Here is a 21,455-nt window from a genome sequence, read left to right on the forward strand (position 1 = left end):
GCGATGTCATTTCCGCCTGTCGTCAGAACCTGATGCCGAGATCGACCTTGGCGCCCTGATCGATGCCGCCGCCGCCGAATTGGCCGGAATAGGACAAGCCGAGCGTGGCATTGGCAGCGAGATGCAGGTCGACACCGGCCTCCACAAGGGCGGCATCCCTGGCGACAGGCACGCCGGCGATGGTGAAGGCATCGCCGCCGGCGAAGGCGAGCGTCGACAGGGGCGTTGTGTCGCCAAAGGCGTGACGCCAGCCGAGCATGCCGCGTGCGGTGGCGTTCATGCCGCCAAGCGCAAGATCGGTGGAGCCGCGCAAGCCCAGCGTGGTGAAGGTGGCGTCGGTGGTCGAGCCGGCACTGGTCAGCGCCGCCGCGCCGCCCGTTTCGGTGAAGCCATCGGTGTGCACGCTGACATAGGCGAGATTGGCGAATGGCTCGAGCTTGAAGCGTCCGGCATCGGCCTTGTAGGCGAGTTCGCCAAAGACCTGCGCGGTGCCGGCGTCGTAGTCGGCCGACAGCGCGTCCGTGAAACCGTTGAAAGCGACGGCGCGTTTTGTCGAGAGGCTGCTCCAGCTGTAGGCGGCACCGGTGCGGAAGGCGATCGCGCCCCAATTGGTGCCGCCGTAGAGACCGAGATGGTAGTTGTCGCTCTTGCCCGATGAATTGCGATCATCGGCGTCAAAACTCGAATGGCTGTAGCCGCCGAGCAGACCGACGCGCCAGCCGCCGACCAACGTATCGGCGCCGGCCAACAGGCCGCCGGTCGAGCGGTCGAAGGCGGCGGCGTTGCCGTCGGAGTCCGTATTGCCCCAGGAACCAAAAGCCTGGCCCCAGACGGCGAAACGATCGGTGTCGGCTGACACCATCTCCGGCCCACCTTCGCCATAGGCCATGACCGGCAATGCGGCCGCGCCAGCATCGCCGAAGGCGGCGCTGATGCGGTTGCTGGCGGCGTCGCGGACGAAGCGGCTGTCCTCGACCAGCATGCCCTTGGCCGAGGCATGGATTTCGCCCGAGAGCTGGTCGAAGGCGTCCTGAGCAGCCGCCTCCGTGGGCAGTTGCATGATGGCGTCATAGAGCGCATTGCCGCTGCCCAGGCCTTCAGCGCCGCCGCCTGTGGCGATCTGGTTGGGCGTCAGCCCGACCGAGGCGAAGGTCTTTTGGACGACATCGAGATAGACGTGATTGGCGTCGTAGCTGTCGACCAGGCCGAGGAAAGCCGCCCCAGTGTCGCCGGTAACCGTGTAGGTCCCGGTGACGCCGCTATCGGCTTGCAACACGGTATAGTGCGTGCCCGCCACATAAGGCGCGCCGTCGAGTTTGACCACGTCGATCAGCGCGCCGCTGTCGATCGTTGCTGCACCCGTCGCATGCAGGAAATCGGAGGTACCGGTCGAGGTGAGTTCGATCTGGTAGATCGAGCCCGCTGCATGGTCGATGTCGCCGGCGACGTTGAGCGTGCCGATCGAATTGCCCGGCGCGATGATGCCGCCCGCTTGCGCCACGATGCCGCCCACCGTGCCGTTGCCGCCCAGCGTGCCGCCCGAGACCGTCACTAGCGAATTGGCCAGCGAGCCGTTCACGGCCAGCCGTCCGCCGCTCACGTTGGTGGCGCCGGTGAAGCCGCTCGAATCGGCGGTCAGGTTGGTATTGCCGGCGATCTGGTTGATCGTGCCCAGTCCGCCGATGATGGCGCCGAAGGCGTAGTTTGCGCCGGTATGATTGAAATTGAGCGCGCCGGTGCCGGCGCCGAACTGCAACGCGGCGGGATCGAAGATGCCGGCGCCCGTCGCCGCGGAGCCTGCCGCGCCGCCGATGTTGAGGTTGCCGGTCGAGCCTGCCTGACTGGCGATCACGGTAAGGCCGTCCACAATAGCGGTGCCGCCGTTGGAGAGCGTCACCGAAGCCGTACCATCAAAACCGATCAGCAGGTCGCCATGCATCTCCCACAGCGAATCCGTGCCGTCGACCGTTGCCTGGCCGGTGGCATCCGCACCGATCCCCATATAGGCAAAGCCGCCGGAGGCTACGCCGCCATTGGTGACGGTAAGAGTGCCGCTTCCTTGATCGCCAAGGTACAGGCCGTTCTTGTTGGTCCATTTCGAACCCGCGCCGTCGACGGTAACCGCACCAGCGGCTGTCGTTGCCCCGCCGACAACGACCGCATCAGCATCTGCTGAACCGCCGTTGGTGATGGAAAGTGTCGCGTGACCGCCGGCGCCCACGGCAAGAACGTCATCGGTGCTCCAGGAGGATCCCGGCCCGTCCACCGTCGCGGTCGCCGTTGCAGTATCGACTTCGCCGAGGCTCGCGGCTTGGTTGGTGAGCTTGCCGCCGTTCACGATGTTCAGTGCACCGGTGCCCTGGTAGCCGACGAACAGGTCGTCACTGCTGACCGCGCCGCCGTTCGAGATCGTCAGCGTGCCCGTGCTGAGACCGCCGACGTAGAGGTTCCCGCTGTTGGTCCACTTCGATCCCGCACCGTCGACCGCCACCATGCCGGTCGAGCCCGCTGAGTTGCCAACATAGCCCCAGTCGTTGCTGACCGCGCCGCCGTTGGTGATCGTCAGGGTGCCAGCGCCGAAATCGCCGACAGCCAGGTTGGAACTGTTGGTCCAGGTCGATCCCGTGCCGTCAACGAAGACCATGCCGGTCGAGCCTGCCTTCGCGCCAATAGCCGCCCAGCTGTTGCTGACCGCGCCGCCGTGGGTGATCGCCAGGGTACCGGTGCCGAAATCGCCGACAAGCAGGTTGGAGCTGTTGGTCCAGGTCGAGCCGCCGTCGACGAACACCATGCCGGTCGAGCCCGCCGATTTGCCGACATAACCCGCGGCATTGCTGACCGCGCCGCCTTTGGTGATCGCCAGAGCGCCGGTGCCGGAATCCCCTACGGTCAAGGACCCGCTATTGGCCCAGGTCGAGCCGGCACCGTCGATTGTGACGTAGCCGTTAGAGGCAGTGCCTCTGCCGATGTAGCCGTCGGTGCTGGTGACGGTGCCTTGGTTGGAAACGTTGAGGATGCCGGTGCCGAAACGCCCCACTGCCAAGGTTGAGCTGTTGGTCCAGATCGAGTCCTTGCCGTCCACGGACAGGACCGCAACGGCAGTGTCGGCATCCCCCAGGATACCCCTTACATCGCTGATCACGCCGCCATTGAGGATAGTGACCATACCCTTGCCTTCCGCCGCGACGTAGAAATCGTCGGAGTGCAGCCATGCCGATCCTGGGCCGTCCACGACTACCGTACCGGTAGAACCCGCGAACCTGGCGACGGGACCTTGCGAATCACTCAGTGTCCCGCCGTTTATGATTTTCAGCGAAGCAACATCGCCGGCATTTCTCCCCACGAAAACCACGAGCCCACTGGCGGCAGCGCCGCTTATCACCGTGGGGTTCGGTGTGAGCGTGTTGATATTGACGAAATTGGTGGCGTCGGGCACCGCATTCGGAGTCCAGTTGCCGGGATCGAACCAGTTGGTCGAGGTTGCACCGGTCCAGGTCGCATCCGCCGCCGCCGACGTGGCCATTCCCACGAGGCCGGCCGAGCCGAGCATCAGCGCCAGCGAACTGACGCCGGCCATATGCCGAGGATTGCGCAACGGGTTGAGGTACCGTCCCGGCACGGTCAAAGTCGGCGTCGCCTTGCGGCCTCCAAATACATTCCGCGACATTCAATCCCCTGACATGACAGTCGTTTCACCCTGAGGCTGACATGTCATTGGAGCCCGGCTGTTGTCTTGGGCAGGACCGCACTGGAATTGGACTGGAGAGAGGTGACGCAATTTTTCCGTACACTGTGGCAGTTTGGCGCCATCGATCGCCGCGGGAACTCGGTTTTCGACGAGAGGGAATCGGAAATCGCGTGTCCGGTTTCCGGCTATCCGGATACTATCTGGCGCCCGTTGGCGTATAGCCGAAGCGGCGGCGAAAGCAGCGGTTGAAGTACGACACGTCGCTGAAGCCACTGATCATGGCAATTTCGCTGACCCGCATCTCGCCATTCTGTCTCTGTGAAAGCATCCTGTGGGCCGTCTGCAAGCGCAGTTCGAGAACGCGCTCGGAGAAGCTGATACCCGACTCCTGTAGGAGATCGTGAACATAGCGCGCTGACAGGCCGAGTTCCTGCGCTACGCCTTGCGCCGAGATGCCGGAGTTGGCGAAATTGTCCGCGATCTTCGCCAGGACCGCTTGCAGCCTGGCCGAGCGCAGTCCGCGCAAACCGGCCATCTCGGCAGGCTCACCCTTCGCGCCTGTAACCAGACCGATCAGATCGACGATCGTTTCGGTTGCGTGCACTATCAGATCGGGCGAGACGAGAGGGCGGCCGGTTTCAAGAAGTTGGCAGTAACGCTTGAGAAGATCGAGAGCTTCGTTCCCGGCGCCGATCTTCAACGCCAGCCTGTCGTCGATCCGCGGGAAGGCCTGGGTGAGGACAGCACGGGGGATCACCACGTTTGTCCACACATTGCTGTCGGCGCCGGCCATTTTCAGCGCTTCCGATGCCGTGACCAGGACCGCTTCTCCCTGCCCGACACCATAGTCGCGGCCGGCCTGCGCGCCGGTCAACAGCGTATCGGATTTGTTTATCAGCAGGAGATAACCATCGTTGCCGTCATCGGCGATATTGCTTGCCTTCCTCGTCGCATGCTTGATTGTTCCGGACATCTGGCCAAGAACCAGCGATCCGACAGTCGTGGCTTCGATCGCAGCTTCGAAAGGCAGCTTTTCCGATATGCCGTATTCGACCGACCATATCTCCGCGACGTGGATGTCTTGCCAGAGGGAAAATCGATCGTGATCACTGAGATGCGAGGGCAGTTGAGCCGACGAAAACACCGTTTTTTGCGACAATGATGTACCCATATACATTCGCATTCTCTAATATAGCGAGCGCGATGCCTTCCATTCAATAATAACCAGAGACAATAGCCACCTAGTGTCAACTGATCGAATTTATATCCTTAATCGGGTTGAACCACGCGTGGCGTCACCCAAAAGTATGACTTCGCGAAATCCTCCGAAGCGAGATCGGGGCGTGCAGGAGGCATGATGGAGAGGCTGAGCGGCGAAGTACTTTCCTCGATTGTCGGCGATATCTACGATTGCGTTTTGAATCCGGACGGCTGGGCCGGGGTAATGACCCGGATCACAGAGGCGGTCGACGCCGCCTACACCACCATCGCGCTTGCCAGCACTGCCGGCAATCGTGGCCGCTTCGCGGCTCAATCGCCCTGGGATCCCGTGCAAATGCGCATGCTCCAGGAGGATTATGATTTTGACGCAATTCCCGGACTGAAGGCCGCGATCGTCGGCGACATCGACACGCCCGTTGCGACGTTGTCTCTTATGAGCGAAGCCGAACTCCAGCAGACGCCATTTTTCCAGAATTGGGCCAGACCGCAGGGATTGCGCGAGGCCTGCATCACCAAATTCGTTCATACGCCGGACCGGATCGGGCTCATGGGTTGCACCACGCGGGCCAGCAGGGAGATCATCTCAATCGAAGAACAGCGTTTCCTGGCATTGCTCTCGCCGCATCTGCGCCGTGCTTCCCTGATTGGAGATCTGCTCGATCAGGCCCGCGTTACCGCCAACCTTTATCGCCAAGCGCTCGACCATCTCGCCGTGCCTGTCGTTCTTACCGGCGCCAACGGAGCAATCCTCCATGCCAATCGGGCGGCCAATCGAATGTTTTCGGCGCAAGGTCCCATTCTTTCCAGGAAGGGCCTGCTTCAGGCGCAGAATCCGGTGACGGCCCGCGCCCTGCTGGAGGCAATCGCCGGTGCCGCGAGCGAGGACGCTTCGCTCGGCTCCCGCGGCATAGGCCTGCCCATTTCCGCCCCGGGTCAGCCGCCCGCCGTCGCCTATGTATTGCCGTTGACCGAAGGAACCGCCCGCGCGGCTTTCCGGCCGGCATATGCCGCTGTCTTCGTGTCGACGACGACGTCTTCCTCTCCGCTTCCTGAAGCCGTCCTCACCGCGCTGTTCGACCTGACGCCCGCGGAGGCGCGGGTCCTGCTGCGCATCGGTAGCGGATTGTCCGCATCGAAGAGCGCGCTGGCGCTCGGCATCGGCGAAAACACCTTGAAGACCCACCTCAACCGTATCTTCGCCAAAACCAGCACGAGACGCCAAGCCGATCTCGTCAAGCTCGTTTCGGACATAGGCACGCCGCTTGCACCTCAGTGATGGCGCCCAACTCGACGTTGCGCAATGGCTGCAGGTTGACGATAATTCGGCGCAACGCGCACCCCCTTTGCGTGCCGGCCAATCACTTTGGCAACCCTCACCGCCGCCAGGGCGGTTCCGGCGCGAAGCGCTTGCCGATCCAGTCGGCGAAGGCGCGGGTCTTGGCGGCTTGTCCCTTGGCTGAGGGCGTGACGACATAGATCGCGCCTTCGTCGGCCAGCGTCCAGCCCTCCAGGATTGGCACCAGCCGTCCGTCGGCGAGCTCGCGGCCGACCAGCCAGTCGGTGCTCATCATCAGGCCGACGCCTTGCACGGCGGCCTCGACAAGCACCTCGGCATCATCGGTGACCAACGGCCCGGATACCTCGACGCGCACGCTTCGGCCCTCGCGGTCGGTCATCTCCCAGGCCGGAAAGGTCTGGAAGCCGCTGAAGCCCAGGCAGGAATGTTCGAGCAGCGCCCGCGGTGTCTCCGGCCTGCCCCTTCGGGCGAGATAGGAGGGGGCGGCGCAGAGCAGCCGCCGCCGCGTCGCCACCTTGCGCGCCACCAGGCGCGAATCCTCCAGCGCGCCGAGCCGCACGGCGACGTCGAAATTCTCGGCGACCAGATCGGCGAAGCGGTTGGAGAATTCGGCCTCGATGCGGACATCGGGAAATTCGGCAAGGAATTGGGGCAGCAGCGGCCCGATCCACATGCGCCCGAACGTGCCGGGCAGCGCCAGTCTGAGCAGGCCGCGCGGGCCGCCGCCGGCATGTGCAGACGCGGCAGCCTCGGCCTCGTCCACGGAGGCGAGGATGGCGCGCACCCGCACCATGAATTCGGCACCCGCTTCGGTCAGCGACACGCTGCGCGTCGTGCGATGGAGCAGCCTGACGCCCAGCCGCTCCTCCAGCGATTGCAGCCGCCGCGACAGGATGGTCGCGTCGCGCCCGACACGCGCCGCCGCCCTGGTGAAGGAGCGCGCCTCGGCGATGGCCGCGAAGGCCACCATTTCGGCAAGGGTCATCGGCTCGTGAGATTGCTGCATAAGTCACATTACTGAAATGTAAAAGGCAAGGATTATCCAAACATATCGCAGCAGATAGCTTCACTCAACCCATCAATCGTCCCACCGGAGTGAAACCATGAAAGCCATCGAACTGAGCCAACCCAGGCTGGACGCCTTCCGCGCCGCCACCATTGCCGCCCCCGAACCGCAGCGCGGCGAGGTGCTGATCCGCCAGCGTGCGGCGAGCCTCAATTTCGTCGATGTCGCGGTGGCGAGCGGCAATTATCCTGGACCGAGCTTTCCGCTCATCCCCGTCGCCGACGGCGCCGGCGAGATCGTCGCGCTGGGCGAGGGGGTTACGGGATTCGCCGTCGGCGATCGCGTCGTCGCCCATGCCAAGCCGCGCTGGATCGGTGGCCGGCCGCGGCCTTACGAGATGACGCAGATGCGCGGCATCTCGCTGCCGGGGTCGTTGGCCGAATATGTCGCGCTGCCGGCCAATTCGGTCGTGCCGGTGCCGGCGCATCTCTCCTTCGAGGCGGCGTCGACGCTGCCGATCGCCGGCACCACCGCCTGGAACGCCATCCGTGCCGCCGATGTCGGGCCGGGCTCGGTCGTCGTGCTGCTCGGCACCGGCGGTGTCTCGATCTTCACCCTGCAGCTTGCGAAAGCCGCCGGCGCCACCGTCATCATCACCTCGTCGTCGGACGAGAAACTGGAGCGGGCGAAGGCACTGGGCGCCGATCATCTCATCAACTACCGCGCGACGCCCGACTGGGACGGAAAGGTGCTGGAGCTGACGGGCGGCCTCGGCGCCGACCTCGTCGTCGAGACCGGCGGCACCGCCACCTTTGCCCGCGCCATCAACGCCACCGCGCCCGGCGGCACGCTGTTCACCATCGGTTTCGTTACCGGCGCCGAGGCCACGATCAACCTGCTGCCGATCATCATCAAGGCTCTGAAGGTGTTCGGCAACAACACCGGATCGGTGTCCGACCTTCGCGACGCCGCCCGCGCCATCGGCGCGGCCAGGATCGAGCCGGTCGTCGACAAGGTGTTTTCGCAGAACGAAGCGGTCGAAGCCTACACACACATGGCCGCCGGCGGCCTGCACTTCGGCAAGCTGGTGTTCGGGTTGGAGTGGTAGGGAACCGATGAGAGCGTGATCTCCCCCCTTGAGGGCCCCTCGAGGGGGAGATTACTCGCTTCACCCTCAGATCAGCTTCTCCAGCGTGATCGGCAAATCCCGAACCCGCTTGCCCGTCGCATGAAACACCGCGTTGGCGATCGCGGGGGCAACGCCGACGATGGCCAGTTCGCCGACGCCCTTGCCGCCGAGCACCGAGGAATGCAGGTCGGGGATGCCGACCGAGATCACCTCGATATCCGGGATGTCGGCATTGGTCGGCACCAGATAATCGGCGAGGTTGTTGTTGACGATGCGGCCATGGCGGCGGTCGACGATGCCTTCTTCGAGCAGCGCCTGGCCGATGCCCATGATGATGCCGCCCTTCCACTGACTTTCGGCGAGCTTCGGGTTGTAGAGCCGGCCGGAATCCAGCGCCGACACCACGCGCGATACCCGCACCGTGCCGAAATCCTCATCGACGCGCACCTCGATGAAATGCGCGCACCAGGAGTGGCGGGAATAGTCGCCCTCGGTGTGCGGCAGCGCCATGGCGATGGTGGTGTAGTTTTTGTAGCGATCCTCTGGCGTCGAATTGGCCGGCATGGTGTCGCCGGTGGCCTCGATGTGGTCGCGGCCGACGCTTTTGAGCAACTCGGAGATCGAGACATCAGGGCCGTCGCCGCGTGGCGATGAAATACGGCCATTGGCGACAACCAAAGTGTTGGCCTGCAGGGCGTGGAAGGGTGAGCGTGGATCGCTGATCGCCAGCCCGATCAGCTGGTCGAGCGCCGAGGTCGCCGCCTTGTAGACAGCACCGGTCATCACGCCGGCCAGCCGCGAGCCGCCGGCGACGCCGGCGCGGGGGAAGCGCGAGTCGCCGAGCTTCACCACGACATTGTCGGCCGGCACGCCGACCGTCTCGGCTGCGGTCTGCACCAGGATGGTGTAGGTGCCCTGGCCCATGTCGATCGAGGAGCTTTCGACCTCGACCGAGCCGTCGGCCAGGATGCGCACGATCGCCTCGCCATAGGCGCGCCGCACGGGATAGGTGCCCGCCGCTACTCCCCAGCCGATCAGCTGATTGCCGTCGCGCATGGAGCGCGGTTCGGGCGTACGCCTGGACCAGCCGAAGCGTTCCGCGCCCGTGGCAAAAGCCTCGCGCAACTGCCTGGTCGACCAGGCTTTTTTCGCTTCCGGATCCTGCTCGGCATAGTTCCTGAGCCGGATCTCCAGCGGATCGATGCCGACTTCGTAAGCGAGCTCGTCGATGGCGCTTTCGATGCCGAAGGCAGAGGGGTTTTCGCCCGGCGCGCGCATGGCGCCAGGCACCACCGAATTCACCCGCACGACATTCTGCCTGGACGAGAAATTCGGCGTCGCGTACATGATCGAAGTGACCGATCCGAGCGGCTCGACCCACATGCCGTCGACGGATGTTTCATTGACGCCGCGATGCACGATCGACTGGATCTTTCCTTGCCGGTCGGCACCGATCGTCACCGTCTGTCGCGTCGCGGCGCGGCCGCCATAGCCGGTGAAGGTCTGCGGCCGCGTCATCACCAGCCGCACCGGCCGGCCGAGCATTTTGGCGGCAGACGCCGCCACCGCGCCATGGCTAAGCGCCAGCGCCTTGGAGCCGAAGCCGCCGCCAATATAGGGCGAGACCAGGCGCACATTTTCGAACGGCACGCCGAACCATTCGGCATAGGTGCGAGCCATGCCGTCCAGCCACTGGCTCGGCTCCCATACGGTGAGGTGATCGCCCTCCCAGCGGGCGATCAAGCCATGCGGCTCCATCGGCGCCTGGTATTCGCGCGGCGTGTTATAGGCAGCGCAGATGCGTACCGGGGCCGAGGCGAAAGCGGCCTGCGCGTCGCCCCATTCCTTGGTCATGGCGTCGATCGGGATGCCGTCGCCGGCCTTGGCGTCGCTGAGGTCGACGATGGCGGGCGTCTCGTCATAGCTGACCTTGAGGAGGGCTGCCGCGGCGAGCGCCTGCTCGAAGGTTTCGGCGACGACAGCGGCGACATGCTGTCCGGAGAAAGTGATGTCGCGCACCAGCGGGCAATAGGGCTTGTCGGGCGGCGGCGTGCCGAACCAGTCCGATGCGGGTTTCAGGCTGATGATGGTGTCTGGCGTCAGCACTTGCAGCACGCCGGGCGCCGCTTCAGCGGCAGCGGTGTCGATCGCGCGCACCTTGCCCGACGCAATCGTGCTTTCGACAAGCACGGCGTAGGCGAGGCCTTCGAGCTGCTGCTCGACGGCGTATTTGGCTGCGCCGGTGATCTTGGCCGGGCCATCGACGCGCGACAGCCGGCCGCCGACGACTTCCGCCAGCGCGCCGTCGGATGCATCACCATGTCTGATGTTGTGAACGGTCATGCCGTCTCTCCCATTTTGAGGATGGCGCGCGCGACAACGCGCGGCGCCAGTTCAATCTTGTAGTGGTTGGCGCCATGGTCGACGGCGCCTTCGATCGCGAGCAGGCTGGCGGCGCGGACCGCATCTGGTTCCAGCACCTTGCCCTTCAGCGCGTCCTCCACGGCTCGCGCCCGCCACGGTTTGGTTGCGACGCCGCCAAGCGCCACGCGCAGGTCACGGATCGTGCGCCCATCGGCCTCGAACTCGATGCCGACGGCAGCACTGGCCGCGGCGAATTCATAGGATTGCCGATCGCGGATCTTGAGATAGGTCGAACGCCGGGCAGCGGCCGAGCCGGGGATTTCGATGGCAGTGATCATCTCGCCCGGTTCGATCGCGTGTTCCCTGTCCGGCGTGGTGCCGGGCAGCAGGAAAAAGTCGTCCACCGAAACCTGGCGATCGCCTAGATGCACGATCGCGTCGAAGGCGACCAGCGCCACTGCGAGGTCACCCGGATACATGGCGATGCAGGCTGCGCTGGTGCCGAGCACGGCGTGGCCTCGGGTGACGCCGCCGACGGCCGAACAGCCGCTGCCGGGTTCCCGCTTGTTGCAGGCGGGGAAATTCGCCGGATCGCGGAAATAAGGACAGCGCGTGCGCTGCATCAGATTGCCGCCGACGGTCGCCATGTTGCGGATTTGTGCGGAAGCCGCCTGCCACAGCGCTTCCGAGACGGCGGGGAAGCGGCTCTTGATGCCGGCATGGTCGGCGACGTGGCTCATCTTGGCAAGCGCGCCAATGGTGGCGCCACGCTCGTTCAGTTCAATGCTGTTCAGCCCCTCGAGATGGCTGATGTCGACCAGCGTCTCGGGCTCGGCGACGCCGCATTTGGCGAGGTCGATGAGCGTGGTGCCGCCGGCGAACAGCATGGCGCCGGGCAGGGCGGCTGCCTGTCTTGCCGCATCGACCGAGCCGGCGCGCAGATAGGAAAAATCCCTCATGATGCGACCTCCAAAGCAGCCTGGCGAACGGCGGCGACGATGTGCGGATAAGCACCGCAGCGGCAGAGATTGCCGGCCATGTATTCGCGGATCTCGTCATCCGAGCCGGCATGGCCCTCGCGGATGCAAGCCACCGCCGACATGATCTGGCCTGGCGTGCAATAGCCGCACTGGAAGGCGTCCTGTTCGAGGAAGGCAGCCTGCACGGGATGCGGTTCGCCATCACGTGCAAGCCCCTCTATGGTGGTGACGGTGCGGCCCTCGACTTGTGCGGCCAGCGTCAGGCAGGCAAGCACGCGCTCGCCGTCGACATGCACGGTGCAGGCGCCGCACTGGCCGTGGTCGCAGCCCTTCTTGGTGCCGGTCAGGCCGAGCCGGTCGCGCAAGGCGTCGAGCAGCGTGACGCGCGGCTCAAGCTGCAACTCGTGATGGTGGCCGTTGATGTCGAGATGGACGGGGATCGTGGTTTTGGTCATGGGCGTCTGGCTCCAGTTGCTTGACGCGGATGGGAAGGAATGGGCAGGCGATGGCTAATCTCCCCCCTTGTGGGAGAGATGCCCGGCAGGGCAGAGGGGTCGGTTCAACCGGGTGCAACCTCCTGCGGCGAATGAAGGTTAGCGCTCTATGTGAGGCGACCCCCTCTGTCGCCTTCGGCGACATCTCCCCCTCGAGGGGGGAGATAACGCTCTTCGCGGCCTTCGCCAGTCTCCAGTGACCTTGCGGCTTCGAAAGACGTGACATACCGGCTCCCTTGATTATATGATAAAGGTACTCCACTAAAACGGAGGCGCCTCCGTTTATTACGTGGGGGTTGACCCGACCGGGTTCAAGGCCCCTGACATGCTGTGGAGAAAAAATTGGTCACCGAGCCGTCCGCCATCGCTGAACAGAAGGCCCAGGCCGCAGAGGCAAAGCCGCTGCGCGCCGATGCGCAGCGCAACCGCGGCCGGCTGGTCGAGGTGGCGGCATCCGTCTTTGCGGAGCGCGGTATCGATGCCTCGCTGGAAGAGATCGCGCGCCAGGCCGGGGTCGGCATCGGCACGCTCTACCGGCATTTTCCGACACGCGAGCATCTGGTCGAAGTGGTTTACCGGCGCGAGGTGGAGGCGCTGTGCGCGGCCGCCAGCGAGCTTGCCGAAAAACACCCGTCCGATGTCGCGCTGGAACAGTGGATGCAGCGCTTCGTCGACTACATCGCCACCAAGCGCGGCCTGGCGACCAGCCTTCGCATCCTGCTCAACACCAATTCGACGCTGTTTTCAGACACGTCCGGCCGGGTCTCGCAGGCCCTGCGGCAGCTGGTCGAAGCCGCGGTGGCTGACGGAACCATCCGCGGCGACGTCGACGCGTCCGATGTGCTGCACGCACTATCGGGGATCTACTCGGCGCCGGACACACCGGAATGGCGCGACCGTTCGCGCCGGCTGGTCAAGCTCTTGATGGACGGGTTGCGGTTCGGGGCTGTAAAGGCACGGTGAGGGCGGCCGGATTCCGGCCCCCGACAACCAGACCTGTCCATGATTTGAGGGGGCATCCGATGTATGTAGGCCGTTCCTACAAGGTGATCGATTTCGCGCTCTGGTCGCGGCGCAGCGTCATCTACATGGCGGTGGTGAGCGGGCTGGCTGTTGCTGCTTACCGTCTACCGGGGATGGCCGGCTTCTCGGTGCCATGGTCGGTGGTGCTCGTGCTCGGCACCACCGTGTCGCTCGTTGCCGGATTCAAGAATTCACAAGTGTTCACCCGCAGCAGTGACGCGCTGCAGGCCTTTACGCAAATCACGGCGAGCAGCCGGTTGTGGTCCAATTTCTGCAGGGACTTCATCGATGCGCCGACGGCAAGGCAACTCATCTACCGCCATATCGCCTGGATGACGGCATTGAGGTTCGCCCTGCGGCGGCCGATGCCGTGGGAATCCATGGCGCGGGCCGCCAATGTCGAATACCGGCGGCGCTATCGCATCCATGAGGATGCGAGTTCGGTCGCCGAGGAACTGCGTCCGCTGCTGGCCGAACAGGCCGAGGACGTGCTCAAGTCGCCTCAGCCGGCGATAGCCCTGCTCGAAATGCAGTCGGTCCAGGTCAATGCGTTGTTCAAGGACGCAAAAATCCCTCCGCAGGTCTATGTCGAGCTTATCAAGCTGATCCGCGATTTCCATGATCAGCAGGCGCGCTGCGATCGTATCAAGAACAATCCCTATCCAAGGCAATACGCCATCGTCAGCTCCATGTTCGTCATGATCTTTTGCACCCTGTTGCCGTTCGGGGTGGTTCCGGTCTTTGCCGACATGGGCAAACTGGGAGGCATGCTCGGCCCGATCGCGATCTGGCTGACGATCCCGTTCAGCACGCTCCTGGGCTGGGCCTATATGTCGCTCGACCAGGTCGGCGAAAGCAGCGCCAATCCCTTCGAGGGCAATGCCAACGACGTTCCGATCTCGCAGATATGCCGCGACATCGAGATCGAACTGCGCAGCGGGCTTGGGGAGGCCGACCTTCCCAAGCCCTTGCTGCCGGTCAATGACATCGCGACCTGAAGCGCTTCGTTGCGGCAATCTATGTGATGCGCAACCCCGACAAGCTCAGGCACCTGCATTGAAACCCGGCGCCCAAAAAGCGCGTCGGTTTTGGAACGACTAGCCCTTCGCTTCGACCAGGATCACCAGCGACTCCGGTACCACGCCATCATGGGCCATCGCGTCGGCCGCCGCCTTGCTCTGCATCAAAGCGGCCATCTTATCCATGTCCGGAACGTCCATCATCACGGCCACTTGTTTCGGGTTCTGCGGATCGACGAACGTGCGGATATTGGTGATCCCAAGCGAGCCGAAAAGCTCCTTACGCTTGGGTGAACTGAGCCAGTGCTTGCTGTCTTTCGTGATGTTGTGATGGCCGATAACGGTTGGCATGGCGTCCTCCCTGGTTTTACGCAATTCCCACGGGAAAGCGCTATGCGCTTGTCCCGGGAAATCCGCTTCGCGCTTTCCCGGGAATTGCTTCAGATGACGCCGGCGGTCGATATCGCCCGCCTGATGCCGCGATCCACCTGTGCCAGCCAGTGAGCGCCGTTTCCCTTGGACTGTCAATTAGCTTCTGCTGATAGATAGTGGTTGTCTTGTCGTCCCGTCGTCGGGGCGGCGCGCTGGACCTATCGGACCTGCCGGCCGGAAATCACCCGCAACCAGGGCGCCAGATGGAAGGTGCTCATCAGGAGATACATCGCAGCCATTCCAGTGAGCGGCGAGGCGCTCGTGCCCATGCACAGCATGGCCGCGTCGGCACCCTGAAGACAGGAGAGCAGCGCCATCAGCGCGAAGGTGGGTGCCGCGGCGAGGCACAGCCAGTCGGCGATGCTGAAAGTGGTGCCTTCAGGGATCGTGCTCCTGGCACCTGTGTGAATATCACTCATGGTCCGTTTTCCTTAATTATCATGCCAGCGCCGGAGCGTCGCATGTGGCGGGGGCGCGCGACCTTCCAGGACTTGGGATCCTCGCCCTCCCGCCAAGGCGGGGGAGAGGTGGCCGCGAAGCGGACGGAGAGGGGGCTTTCGTAGGGCGCAGTCCCCTCTCCGTCTCGGCTTCGCCGAGCCAACTCTCCCCACTTCGTGGGGCGAGGAACCCAAGCTGGATAGGCCTTACTGGTCCTTGTCGCGGAACGCCGCTTCGCCGGCCGCCGACACTTCTTCCCATGTCTTGTCTGGCCCGGCATCGTAGTTGTCGTGCCAGTTCCACCATGAGTAGAGCGGGGTCTGCGGATAGCCTTCGGGCGAATCCTCCCAGATCTCCTGGCGGCCAAGCGGCGTCGCGTCGAGATAGCTCCATACCGTGCCCATCGCCTCGTCGCCGCGGCTGTTGATGAAGTAGGTGCGGAAGATGCGGTCGCCATCGCGGATGAAGACGTTGTGGCCGTGCCATTCGTCGACACCGAAGTCTTTGTCGAAGCTATCCGTAATAGTGTACCAGGGCATCTCCCAGCCCATCCGCTGCTTCAGCCGCGCAATGTCGGCCTGCGGGGCGCGCGAAGCGTAGGCAAGCGTGGTGTTGCGGGCATTGAGATGGGCGAGGTGGCCGACCTGGTCGGCGCCGAGCGAACAACCGCGGCAAGCATGTTCGGGCCAGCCGAACACACCGGGCTCGAAGAAGGCGCGGTAGACGATCAACTGCCGGCGGCCTTCGAACAGATCGAGCAGGCTGGCCTTGCCATTCGGCCCCTCGAACACATAGGCCTTGTCGACTTCCATCCAGGGCATCCGCCGGCGCTCGGCCGCCAAAGCATCCTTGGCGCGCAGCGTGGCCTTCTCCTTCACCAGCATCTGTTCGCGGGCGGCTTCCCAGTCCTGTCGTGAAACGATCGGCGGGGTCTTCATTGCGGTGTGCGTGGTCATTGGTCGTCTCCTTTGCCAGTCTGTTGTCGCGCCGTTGCGACGTGTGATTGTTTGCTGTGAGCGAGAATAGGGCGGTCAAGCGCGGGGGTGGGAGTTACAAGTGTGACGGGATTTGAAAGGGCCGGCCCGCCGCAGCAGTGGTGGCACATCCGCTCGGTGCGCCCGGCCGTGTCGTTCGTCGCGTGGAGAGGCAAGTGGTCGGAGTCAGGCATGTCAATTATCCCTCATGAGATGCTTAATATTGATACCTGAGATGCTCAGGCTAGCGAATGCGGATATTGGCGTCAACGGCGGCCACGGCGCCGATACGGCTTGCTGGTTGGCGGCCATGACTTAAGTTAGGGCACTGAGCGCTGGGGTGGGAGTTACAAATGTGACGGGATTTGAATGGACTCGCTGATCACCGCGGCGGCACTGGCACTGGCCGGGGGCGATCCGCTCGGCGCGCTGGATCGTGTCGCCTTGCGCGAAGATCCGCCGGCGCTGGCGCTCCGTGGCATCGCGATGGCGCAACTCGGCGATCTCGATCGCGCCAAGGCGCTGCTGCGGCGGGCCGCGCGCGGCTTTGGCCCGAAAGAGGCGGTGGCGCGCGCCAGATGCGTCGTCGCCGAGGCCGAGATCGCGCTGGTCTCGCGTGACCTCGGCTGGCCCGCCAAGGCCTTGGATGCGGCGCGGGCGACGCTGGAAAAGCATGGCGACCGGCTGAACGCCGCGCATGCCGGCCACCTCAAGGTGCGGCGCCTGCTTTTGATCGGCCGTCTCGACGAGGCCGAAGACGTGCTGGCCGGGCTCGATCCGATGCCGCTTCCGCCGGCCTCGAGGGCCGCGCACGAGCTCGCCGTCGCCGGCATCGCGATGCGGCGCCTCAAGACGGGGCCGGCGCGCAGGGCGTTGGAGTGGGCACGCCATGCCGCCCGCCGGGCCGGCATTCCAGGCCTGATCGCGGAGGTCGAAAACGCATTCCTGGCTCTGGACACGCCGGCGGCGCGGCTGATCGCGGGTGGTGAGCAGCGCCCCTTGCTGCTCAAGGACGTCGAGGCGCTGCAGGCGTCGCCGGCACTGGTGATCGATAGCTTCCGCTATGTCGTGCGCCAGCAGGAAGCAGCCGTCTCGCTGGCAACGCGCCCGGTGCTGTTTGCGCTGGCGCGCACACTCGCCGAAGCGTGGCCTGGTGATGTATCGAGAGCGCGGCTGATCGCGGAAGCTTTCGGCGGCAGGCACGCCGATGAATCGCATCGGGCGCGGCTGCGGGTCGAGATTGGCCGGCTGCGCACCGAGTTGCGGGGGCTGGCGGACATAGGCGCGACCAGTCAAGGCTTCGCGCTGGCGCCGAGCCAGGCGCGCGAGGTGGTGGTGCTGGCTCGGCCGATCGAGGAGCGGCACGCGGCGGTGCTGGCCTTCCTCGCCGATGGTGAATCCTGGGCGAGCTCGGCGCTGGCGCTGGCGCTTGGCACCGGCCAGCGCAGCGTGCAGCGGGCGCTGGAGCAGCTTGGCGAGGCCGGCAAAGTGCAGTTTTTCGGGCACGGCCGGGCGCGCCGCTGGATGACGCCGCCGGTGGCAGGATTCACGACGACCTTGTTACTCCCGTCCCCGCTGCCGAGTAGTTAGTAAGGCATATCGGACCATCTCATTGAGGATCAAGACATGAGACATTCAGCGGCCGAAGTCCTGCGCGAGTACGGACCCTTTCCGGGGGTGGAGAGGGTGCATGGAGTGAGCTTTGACGGCAACAATGTCTGGTTTGCCTCGGGCGAGAAGCTGAACGCCTTCGATCCGGAAAGCGGGCGGGCGCTGCGCTCGATCGATGTCGCCGCGCATGCCGGCACCGCCTATGACGGCCAGCATTTCTTCCAGCTTGCCAACGACCTGATACAGAAGATCGACCCGGATACCGGGGAGGTGCTGGCCACCATTCCGGCACCCGGCGGCGGCGGCGACTCCGGGCTGACCTGGGCCGAAGGGACGCTCTGGGTGGGGCAATACCGCGAGCGCAAGATCCACCAGATCGACCCCGAGACCGGAGCAATCTTGCGCACCATCGAATCCAACCGCTTCGTCACCGGGGTGACATGGGTCGACGGCGAGCTGTGGCACGCCACCTGGGAAGCCGACCAGAGCGATTTGCGCCGCGTCGACCCGCAGTCAGGCAAGGTTCTGGAAAAGCTCGACATGCCGGCCGGCATAGGGGTATCGGGGCTTGAATCCGATGGCGGCGACCGCCTCTTCTGCGGCAGCACCTCCGCCGGCGTGGTGCGGGCGGTACGCCGGCCGCGGTGAGGCCGAATCTTCCGACCAAGGATCAGGACGGCGGATCGCTCGCGGCAAATTTATCCGCGGCCGTCTGGCCGTCACCCCCTGTCGAACCTAGATAGGCGTGCACCGGGCGAACCGCCTGGACCATCCTTGCAAGGAATCCCCACCATGTCTGAACAGCCCACCATGCCTGAGAAGATTGCGTTGAACGACGGCTCCGCCATTCCCCAACTCGGCCTTGGCGTGTGGCAGGTCGACCAGGACATCACGGCGCAAGTGGTGGGTTGGGGGATCGAGGCGGGCTATCGTCTGATCGACACCGCCGAAGGCTACCAGAACGAGGAGGGGGTCGGAGAGGCGATCCGCGGCGCCGACGTGCCGCGCGGCGAGCTGTTCATCACGTCCAAGCTGCGCAACGGCGCGCACCAGCGCGATGCGGCGCTGCGCGCCTTTGACGAGACGATGGGCAAGCTCGGCATCGAGCAGATAGACCTGTTCCTGATCCACTGGCCGGTGCCCAGCCAGGACAAGTATGTCGAGGCCTGGAAAACGCTGGTCGAGCTCAGGCAGGCCGGCCGCATCAAGTCGATCGGCGTTTCGAATTTCAACCAGGACCATCTGGAGCGGATCATCGGTGAAACCGGCGTGACGCCCGTCGTCAACCAGATCGAACTGCATCCCCAGTTCCAGCAGCGCGGCCTCAGGGATTTTCATGCCGCCCATGACATCCGCATCGAAAGCTGGAGCCCGCTGGGCAGCGGCCGGCTGCTCGGCGATCCGACCCTCGCGGGCATCGCCAAGAAGCATGGCAAGTCGGTGGCCCAGACGATCATCCGCTGGCATCTCACGGAGGGGCTGATCGTCATTCCAAAATCGATCCGCCAGGATCGTATCGCCGCCAATTTCGATGTCTTCGATTTCAAGCTGGATGCCCAGGATCTGCAGACGATCCGGGGCATGGATTCAACCACCGGCCGCACCGGGCCGAACCCTGCCACGGCTGCGTTTCTGTTCTGAGGGTCGAGCTAGAGACGCTGACCGTGGAGCTGCCAATCTCCCCCGCAAAGGAGGAGATCAGACTTCATCCCGGCTTTCGCCAATCGCCAGCCGGCACTCCATCCCGCTCGATGGACTGGGCTCCGGCCAGATAGCGATCGTTGTCGAAGGGTTCGGCTTGATTGCTTTGCAAGTCCCACAGCTGTCGATGGGTCGCCGGCAGATCGCCCAGATAGACATGCAGCGCGCCCGACCGTACGTTGCCCGTGTTGGCGACCGAATGCACGGTATTTGGGGGCAAGTGCACGACGGTGGGCGCGGTGGAATCCTGCCTTTGCGGCGCATCGAGCTTGCTGGTCGCATCGGGATAGATGAAGTTGGTTTCGCCACCTTTGTAGATGCCGATCAACGCATCCATCAGGTGGTTGTGCGGCGGGTACCGCAGGCCGGGCGACAGGGTGATGTGATAGATCGTCAAATTCGGGCTTGCATGGAGCAGCACCTCGTCGTCCTCTTCTTCATGGACGAGCACCCCCAAGGCGTGAAGGCGCTTCGTATGGTCGCCCAACGCCGCCCTTATTCGTGCGAGGGGGTCGGGACTTCCGGCGGCGTTGACGATATCATCGACAACGGCGTAGAGAGGCGAGTCTACGGGAATAGCCATTGCCAGTTATCCCTTTTGAGATGATCAAGTGATCGATCTGAGATGCTCAGGCTAATCAATGTCGATGGCGTCGTCAACCGAATCGCCAGAACGGAACAAGCATGACGCCTCGCGATTTCACAGCCGCATCGCCGAGACCGGCCCTGTCCGCGGGCGCGGCGCCGTCGACCGCAGACCTGCTGCGTAGCGAGCAGGCCTACGAGCAGGTGAAGAGCGACATCGTCGCCTGCGTGCTGCGCCCCGGTGAAACGCTGACGGAAAAGCAGATTGGCGATCGGTACCAGATCCGGAAGGCGACGATCCGCGCGGCTCTGACCCGGCTGATGCAGGAAGGGCTGGTCAGGAGCGAGCCGCGCCGTGGCTATGTCATCACGCCGCTGACGCTGCGCGATGTCGCCGAGATCTTCGATGTCCGCAGTCTGATCGAGCCGGAAGTGTTCAGGGTGGCCGCGTCGGGCCTCACCGAGCGGGGGCTCGAGGATGTCAGGCAGGCTGCCAGGAAAGTGCTGAAACCGGAGACGCTGCGCAGCCATGTTGCATTCCTGGCGGCGGATCGGGCCTTTCGCCTGGCCTTGGCGGAGCTGTCGGGAAATTCACGCCTGGCGCAGCTGCTGGGTCAGATACTCGACCAGTCGGAGAGGGTTCTCCACCTCGGCTTCAGGTCGCGCGACCTCACGCAGCTGATCATCGGCCAGCAAAAAGAACTGATTCATGCCTGCGAGGCGCGCGAGGTTGCCGGCATCGTCAAACTTGCCCGCTCGCAGTGCCTCGCGCTCAAGAAGCAGGTGCTCGAAGCCCTGCTAGCGGGAGCCAAGCTTCAGGAGACCAATTTGCAAGACTTCGCTTGAAGGCCGGCAGGCCGAGCTGCCAATCTCCCCACTTGGTCCCACTTGGCGGAGATTGGCTACCTTCCGCCGTCTCCGCTCAAATCCCCGAGCCGTCCAACTGCTGGGCGTCTTCGCCTTCCCAGGGCGCCGGCATGGATGCGCGGCTGAGATTGGCGGTCGGCAGCGGCATCCAGCATTTCAGTTCCGGTTCGGCGTATTCGATGACGCGCCCGGGCGAGGAGTCCGACGCGCGCCAGCCTTCCGAGGCGAACTGGTCGGCGCGCGACCAATAGGCGAGATCGACTTCGGCCGGCCCCTGTTCGGATGGGCGCACGGTGACCAGGATCCGGCTGCCATCCCTCGGCGCAGTCGACATGTGGCGCCACCGTTCGGGCTCGTCCATCGCAATTCCTCCTCGCACCTGTAGCGTTGGGTGGAGTGTCGCCTCGCGGTCCGAAGGGGTCAACCCAAAGTTTGCGCCATGGAGCGGGTCCGTACGATGTCAGAACAGGATGGGACCAGGCAAAATTGGCGACCGACATATACCGCGAAAGAAAATTTGAAAACGTCGGTCGCCACGTTGGGCAGGGGAATCGGGTGAGTTAATTATCGTGAGATGACGCTTACGAGGAATTCGTCGTCCCACGCCGCCACTTTTCGTTTCAATC

Annotated in this window: 19 protein-coding genes; 8 read left to right on the plus strand and 11 right to left on the minus strand. The window is 64.3% G+C overall.

Annotation, left to right across the window (positions count from 1 at the left end):
- Positions 1–22: 22 nt before the first annotated feature.
- A complete protein-coding gene (locus NKH03_RS27075; RefSeq protein ID WP_352971714.1) occupies positions 23–3,667 on the minus strand; it encodes an autotransporter outer membrane beta-barrel domain-containing protein in 3,645 nt (1,214 codons plus the stop codon).
- Positions 3,668–3,884: 217 nt separating this feature from the next.
- Positions 3,885–4,562 carry an AraC family transcriptional regulator gene (locus NKH03_RS27080; RefSeq protein WP_352971717.1) on the minus strand — a complete coding sequence of 226 codons (678 nt, stop codon included), beginning with the start codon at positions 4,560–4,562 and terminating at the stop codon, positions 3,885–3,887.
- Positions 4,563–5,042: 480 nt separating this feature from the next.
- On the opposite strand from NKH03_RS27080, the gene NKH03_RS27085 reads away from it, so the two are divergent.
- On the plus strand, positions 5,043–6,185 hold the full coding sequence (locus tag NKH03_RS27085; protein ID WP_352971720.1) for a helix-turn-helix transcriptional regulator: 1,143 nt from the start codon (positions 5,043–5,045) through the stop codon (positions 6,183–6,185).
- A gap of 97 nt (positions 6,186–6,282) precedes the next feature.
- Here the strand turns inward: NKH03_RS27085 and NKH03_RS27090 are convergent, their stop codons facing one another.
- On the minus strand, positions 6,283–7,212 hold the full coding sequence (locus NKH03_RS27090) for a LysR family transcriptional regulator (RefSeq protein WP_352971722.1): 930 nt from the start codon (positions 7,210–7,212) through the stop codon (positions 6,283–6,285).
- A gap of 97 nt (positions 7,213–7,309) precedes the next feature.
- Here NKH03_RS27090 and NKH03_RS27095 point away from each other — a divergent pair, with 97 nt between their 5' ends.
- The gene (locus NKH03_RS27095) at positions 7,310–8,320 is read left to right on the plus strand and encodes a zinc-dependent alcohol dehydrogenase family protein (RefSeq protein ID WP_352971724.1); all 1,011 of its coding nucleotides are present in this window, start codon (positions 7,310–7,312) and stop codon (positions 8,318–8,320) included.
- Positions 8,321–8,386: 66 nt separating this feature from the next.
- Here the strand turns inward: NKH03_RS27095 and NKH03_RS27100 are convergent, their stop codons facing one another.
- From NKH03_RS27100 to NKH03_RS27110, 3 genes are read right to left on the minus strand one after another with little or no spacing between them, the layout of a single operon-like run.
- The gene (locus tag NKH03_RS27100; RefSeq protein ID WP_352971726.1) at positions 8,387–10,684 is read right to left on the minus strand and encodes a xanthine dehydrogenase family protein molybdopterin-binding subunit; all 2,298 of its coding nucleotides are present in this window, start codon (positions 10,682–10,684) and stop codon (positions 8,387–8,389) included.
- Positions 10,681–11,664, minus strand: a complete 984-nt coding sequence (locus tag NKH03_RS27105; RefSeq protein ID WP_352971728.1) for an FAD binding domain-containing protein — start codon at positions 11,662–11,664, stop codon at positions 10,681–10,683. Before NKH03_RS27105 ends, NKH03_RS27100 begins: the two co-directional genes overlap by 4 nt.
- Entirely contained in the window at positions 11,661–12,140 is a 480-nt protein-coding gene (locus NKH03_RS27110; RefSeq protein WP_352971730.1) for a (2Fe-2S)-binding protein, read from the minus strand. The genes NKH03_RS27105 and NKH03_RS27110 overlap by 4 nt, the downstream gene beginning before the upstream one ends.
- Before the next feature lie 381 nt (positions 12,141–12,521).
- On the opposite strand from NKH03_RS27110, the gene NKH03_RS27115 reads away from it, so the two are divergent.
- Both NKH03_RS27115 and NKH03_RS27120 read left to right on the plus strand, forming a co-directional pair.
- Positions 12,522–13,142 (plus strand): TetR/AcrR family transcriptional regulator, encoded by a 621-nt coding sequence (locus tag NKH03_RS27115; RefSeq protein WP_352971733.1) that lies wholly within the window; start codon positions 12,522–12,524, stop codon positions 13,140–13,142.
- Between the two features lie 59 nt (positions 13,143–13,201).
- Entirely contained in the window at positions 13,202–14,200 is a 999-nt protein-coding gene (locus tag NKH03_RS27120) for a bestrophin family protein (protein ID WP_352872496.1), read from the plus strand.
- Between the two features lie 99 nt (positions 14,201–14,299).
- Here the strand turns inward: NKH03_RS27120 and NKH03_RS27125 are convergent, their stop codons facing one another.
- The 3 genes from NKH03_RS27125 to NKH03_RS27135 all read right to left on the minus strand — a co-directional run bounded on the left by NKH03_RS27125 (position 14,300) and on the right by NKH03_RS27135 (position 16,047).
- On the minus strand, positions 14,300–14,572 hold the full coding sequence (locus tag NKH03_RS27125; RefSeq protein ID WP_352971736.1) for a hypothetical protein: 273 nt from the start codon (positions 14,570–14,572) through the stop codon (positions 14,300–14,302).
- 239 nt (positions 14,573–14,811) lie between these two features.
- Complete coding sequence (locus NKH03_RS27130; RefSeq protein WP_352971739.1) at positions 14,812–15,072, minus strand: hypothetical protein; 261 nt, start codon at positions 15,070–15,072, stop codon at positions 14,812–14,814.
- A gap of 225 nt (positions 15,073–15,297) precedes the next feature.
- Complete coding sequence (locus NKH03_RS27135) at positions 15,298–16,047, minus strand: DUF899 domain-containing protein (RefSeq protein ID WP_352872490.1); 750 nt, start codon at positions 16,045–16,047, stop codon at positions 15,298–15,300.
- Between the two features lie 387 nt (positions 16,048–16,434).
- Between NKH03_RS27135 and NKH03_RS27140 the strand changes: the two genes are divergently transcribed.
- From NKH03_RS27140 to NKH03_RS27150, 3 genes are all read left to right on the plus strand, one after another.
- On the plus strand, positions 16,435–17,655 hold the full coding sequence (locus tag NKH03_RS27140) for a helix-turn-helix domain-containing protein (RefSeq protein ID WP_352971742.1): 1,221 nt from the start codon (positions 16,435–16,437) through the stop codon (positions 17,653–17,655).
- Positions 17,656–17,691: 36 nt separating this feature from the next.
- Positions 17,692–18,324, plus strand: coding sequence for a Vgb family protein (locus tag NKH03_RS27145; protein WP_352872486.1), 633 nt, complete (start codon positions 17,692–17,694; stop codon positions 18,322–18,324).
- A 144-nt stretch (positions 18,325–18,468) separates the two neighbouring features.
- Positions 18,469–19,317: an aldo/keto reductase gene (locus NKH03_RS27150; protein ID WP_352971745.1), complete on the plus strand. Its 849-nt coding sequence runs from the start codon at positions 18,469–18,471 to the stop codon at positions 19,315–19,317.
- A 64-nt stretch (positions 19,318–19,381) separates the two neighbouring features.
- Here the strand turns inward: NKH03_RS27150 and NKH03_RS27155 are convergent, their stop codons facing one another.
- Positions 19,382–19,960 carry an autotransporter gene (locus NKH03_RS27155; RefSeq protein ID WP_352971747.1) on the minus strand — a complete coding sequence of 193 codons (579 nt, stop codon included), beginning with the start codon at positions 19,958–19,960 and terminating at the stop codon, positions 19,382–19,384.
- A 101-nt stretch (positions 19,961–20,061) separates the two neighbouring features.
- Between NKH03_RS27155 and NKH03_RS27160 the strand changes: the two genes are divergently transcribed.
- On the plus strand, positions 20,062–20,808 hold the full coding sequence (locus NKH03_RS27160) for a GntR family transcriptional regulator (protein WP_352971749.1): 747 nt from the start codon (positions 20,062–20,064) through the stop codon (positions 20,806–20,808).
- Positions 20,809–20,884: 76 nt separating this feature from the next.
- Here NKH03_RS27160 and NKH03_RS27165 read toward each other — a convergent pair whose 3' ends face one another.
- Positions 20,885–21,190 carry a hypothetical protein gene (locus tag NKH03_RS27165; RefSeq protein ID WP_023761099.1) on the minus strand — a complete coding sequence of 102 codons (306 nt, stop codon included), beginning with the start codon at positions 21,188–21,190 and terminating at the stop codon, positions 20,885–20,887.
- Between the last annotated feature and the right edge of the window lie 265 nt (positions 21,191–21,455).

This window comes from Mesorhizobium sp. M1406, assembly GCF_040317555.1.
In the GTDB taxonomy this organism is placed as follows: Bacteria; Pseudomonadota; Alphaproteobacteria; order Rhizobiales; family Rhizobiaceae; genus Mesorhizobium.

Coding starts and splice junctions, on each gene's coding strand:
- NKH03_RS27075 (WP_352971714.1), bottom strand. CDS start 3,667: ATGTCGCGGAATGTATTTGGAGGCCGCAAGGCGACGCCGACTTTGACC.
- NKH03_RS27085 (WP_352971720.1), top strand. CDS start 5,043: ATGATGGAGAGGCTGAGCGGCGAAGTACTTTCCTCGATTGTCGGCGAT.
- NKH03_RS27090 (WP_352971722.1), bottom strand. CDS start 7,212: ATGCAGCAATCTCACGAGCCGATGACCCTTGCCGAAATGGTGGCCTTC.
- NKH03_RS27095 (WP_352971724.1), top strand. CDS start 7,310: ATGAAAGCCATCGAACTGAGCCAACCCAGGCTGGACGCCTTCCGCGCC.
- NKH03_RS27100 (WP_352971726.1), bottom strand. CDS start 10,684: ATGACCGTTCACAACATCAGACATGGTGATGCATCCGACGGCGCGCTG.
- NKH03_RS27105 (WP_352971728.1), bottom strand. CDS start 11,664: ATGAGGGATTTTTCCTATCTGCGCGCCGGCTCGGTCGATGCGGCAAGA.
- NKH03_RS27110 (WP_352971730.1), bottom strand. CDS start 12,140: ATGACCAAAACCACGATCCCCGTCCATCTCGACATCAACGGCCACCAT.
- NKH03_RS27120 (WP_352872496.1), top strand. CDS start 13,202: ATGTATGTAGGCCGTTCCTACAAGGTGATCGATTTCGCGCTCTGGTCG.
- NKH03_RS27125 (WP_352971736.1), bottom strand. CDS start 14,572: ATGCCAACCGTTATCGGCCATCACAACATCACGAAAGACAGCAAGCAC.
- NKH03_RS27130 (WP_352971739.1), bottom strand. CDS start 15,072: ATGAGTGATATTCACACAGGTGCCAGGAGCACGATCCCTGAAGGCACC.
- NKH03_RS27135 (WP_352872490.1), bottom strand. CDS start 16,047: ATGACCACGCACACCGCAATGAAGACCCCGCCGATCGTTTCACGACAG.
- NKH03_RS27140 (WP_352971742.1), top strand. CDS start 16,435: ATGGACTCGCTGATCACCGCGGCGGCACTGGCACTGGCCGGGGGCGAT.
- NKH03_RS27145 (WP_352872486.1), top strand. CDS start 17,692: ATGAGACATTCAGCGGCCGAAGTCCTGCGCGAGTACGGACCCTTTCCG.
- NKH03_RS27150 (WP_352971745.1), top strand. CDS start 18,469: ATGTCTGAACAGCCCACCATGCCTGAGAAGATTGCGTTGAACGACGGC.
- NKH03_RS27155 (WP_352971747.1), bottom strand. CDS start 19,960: ATGGCTATTCCCGTAGACTCGCCTCTCTACGCCGTTGTCGATGATATC.
- NKH03_RS27160 (WP_352971749.1), top strand. CDS start 20,062: ATGACGCCTCGCGATTTCACAGCCGCATCGCCGAGACCGGCCCTGTCC.
- NKH03_RS27165 (WP_023761099.1), bottom strand. CDS start 21,190: ATGGACGAGCCCGAACGGTGGCGCCACATGTCGACTGCGCCGAGGGAT.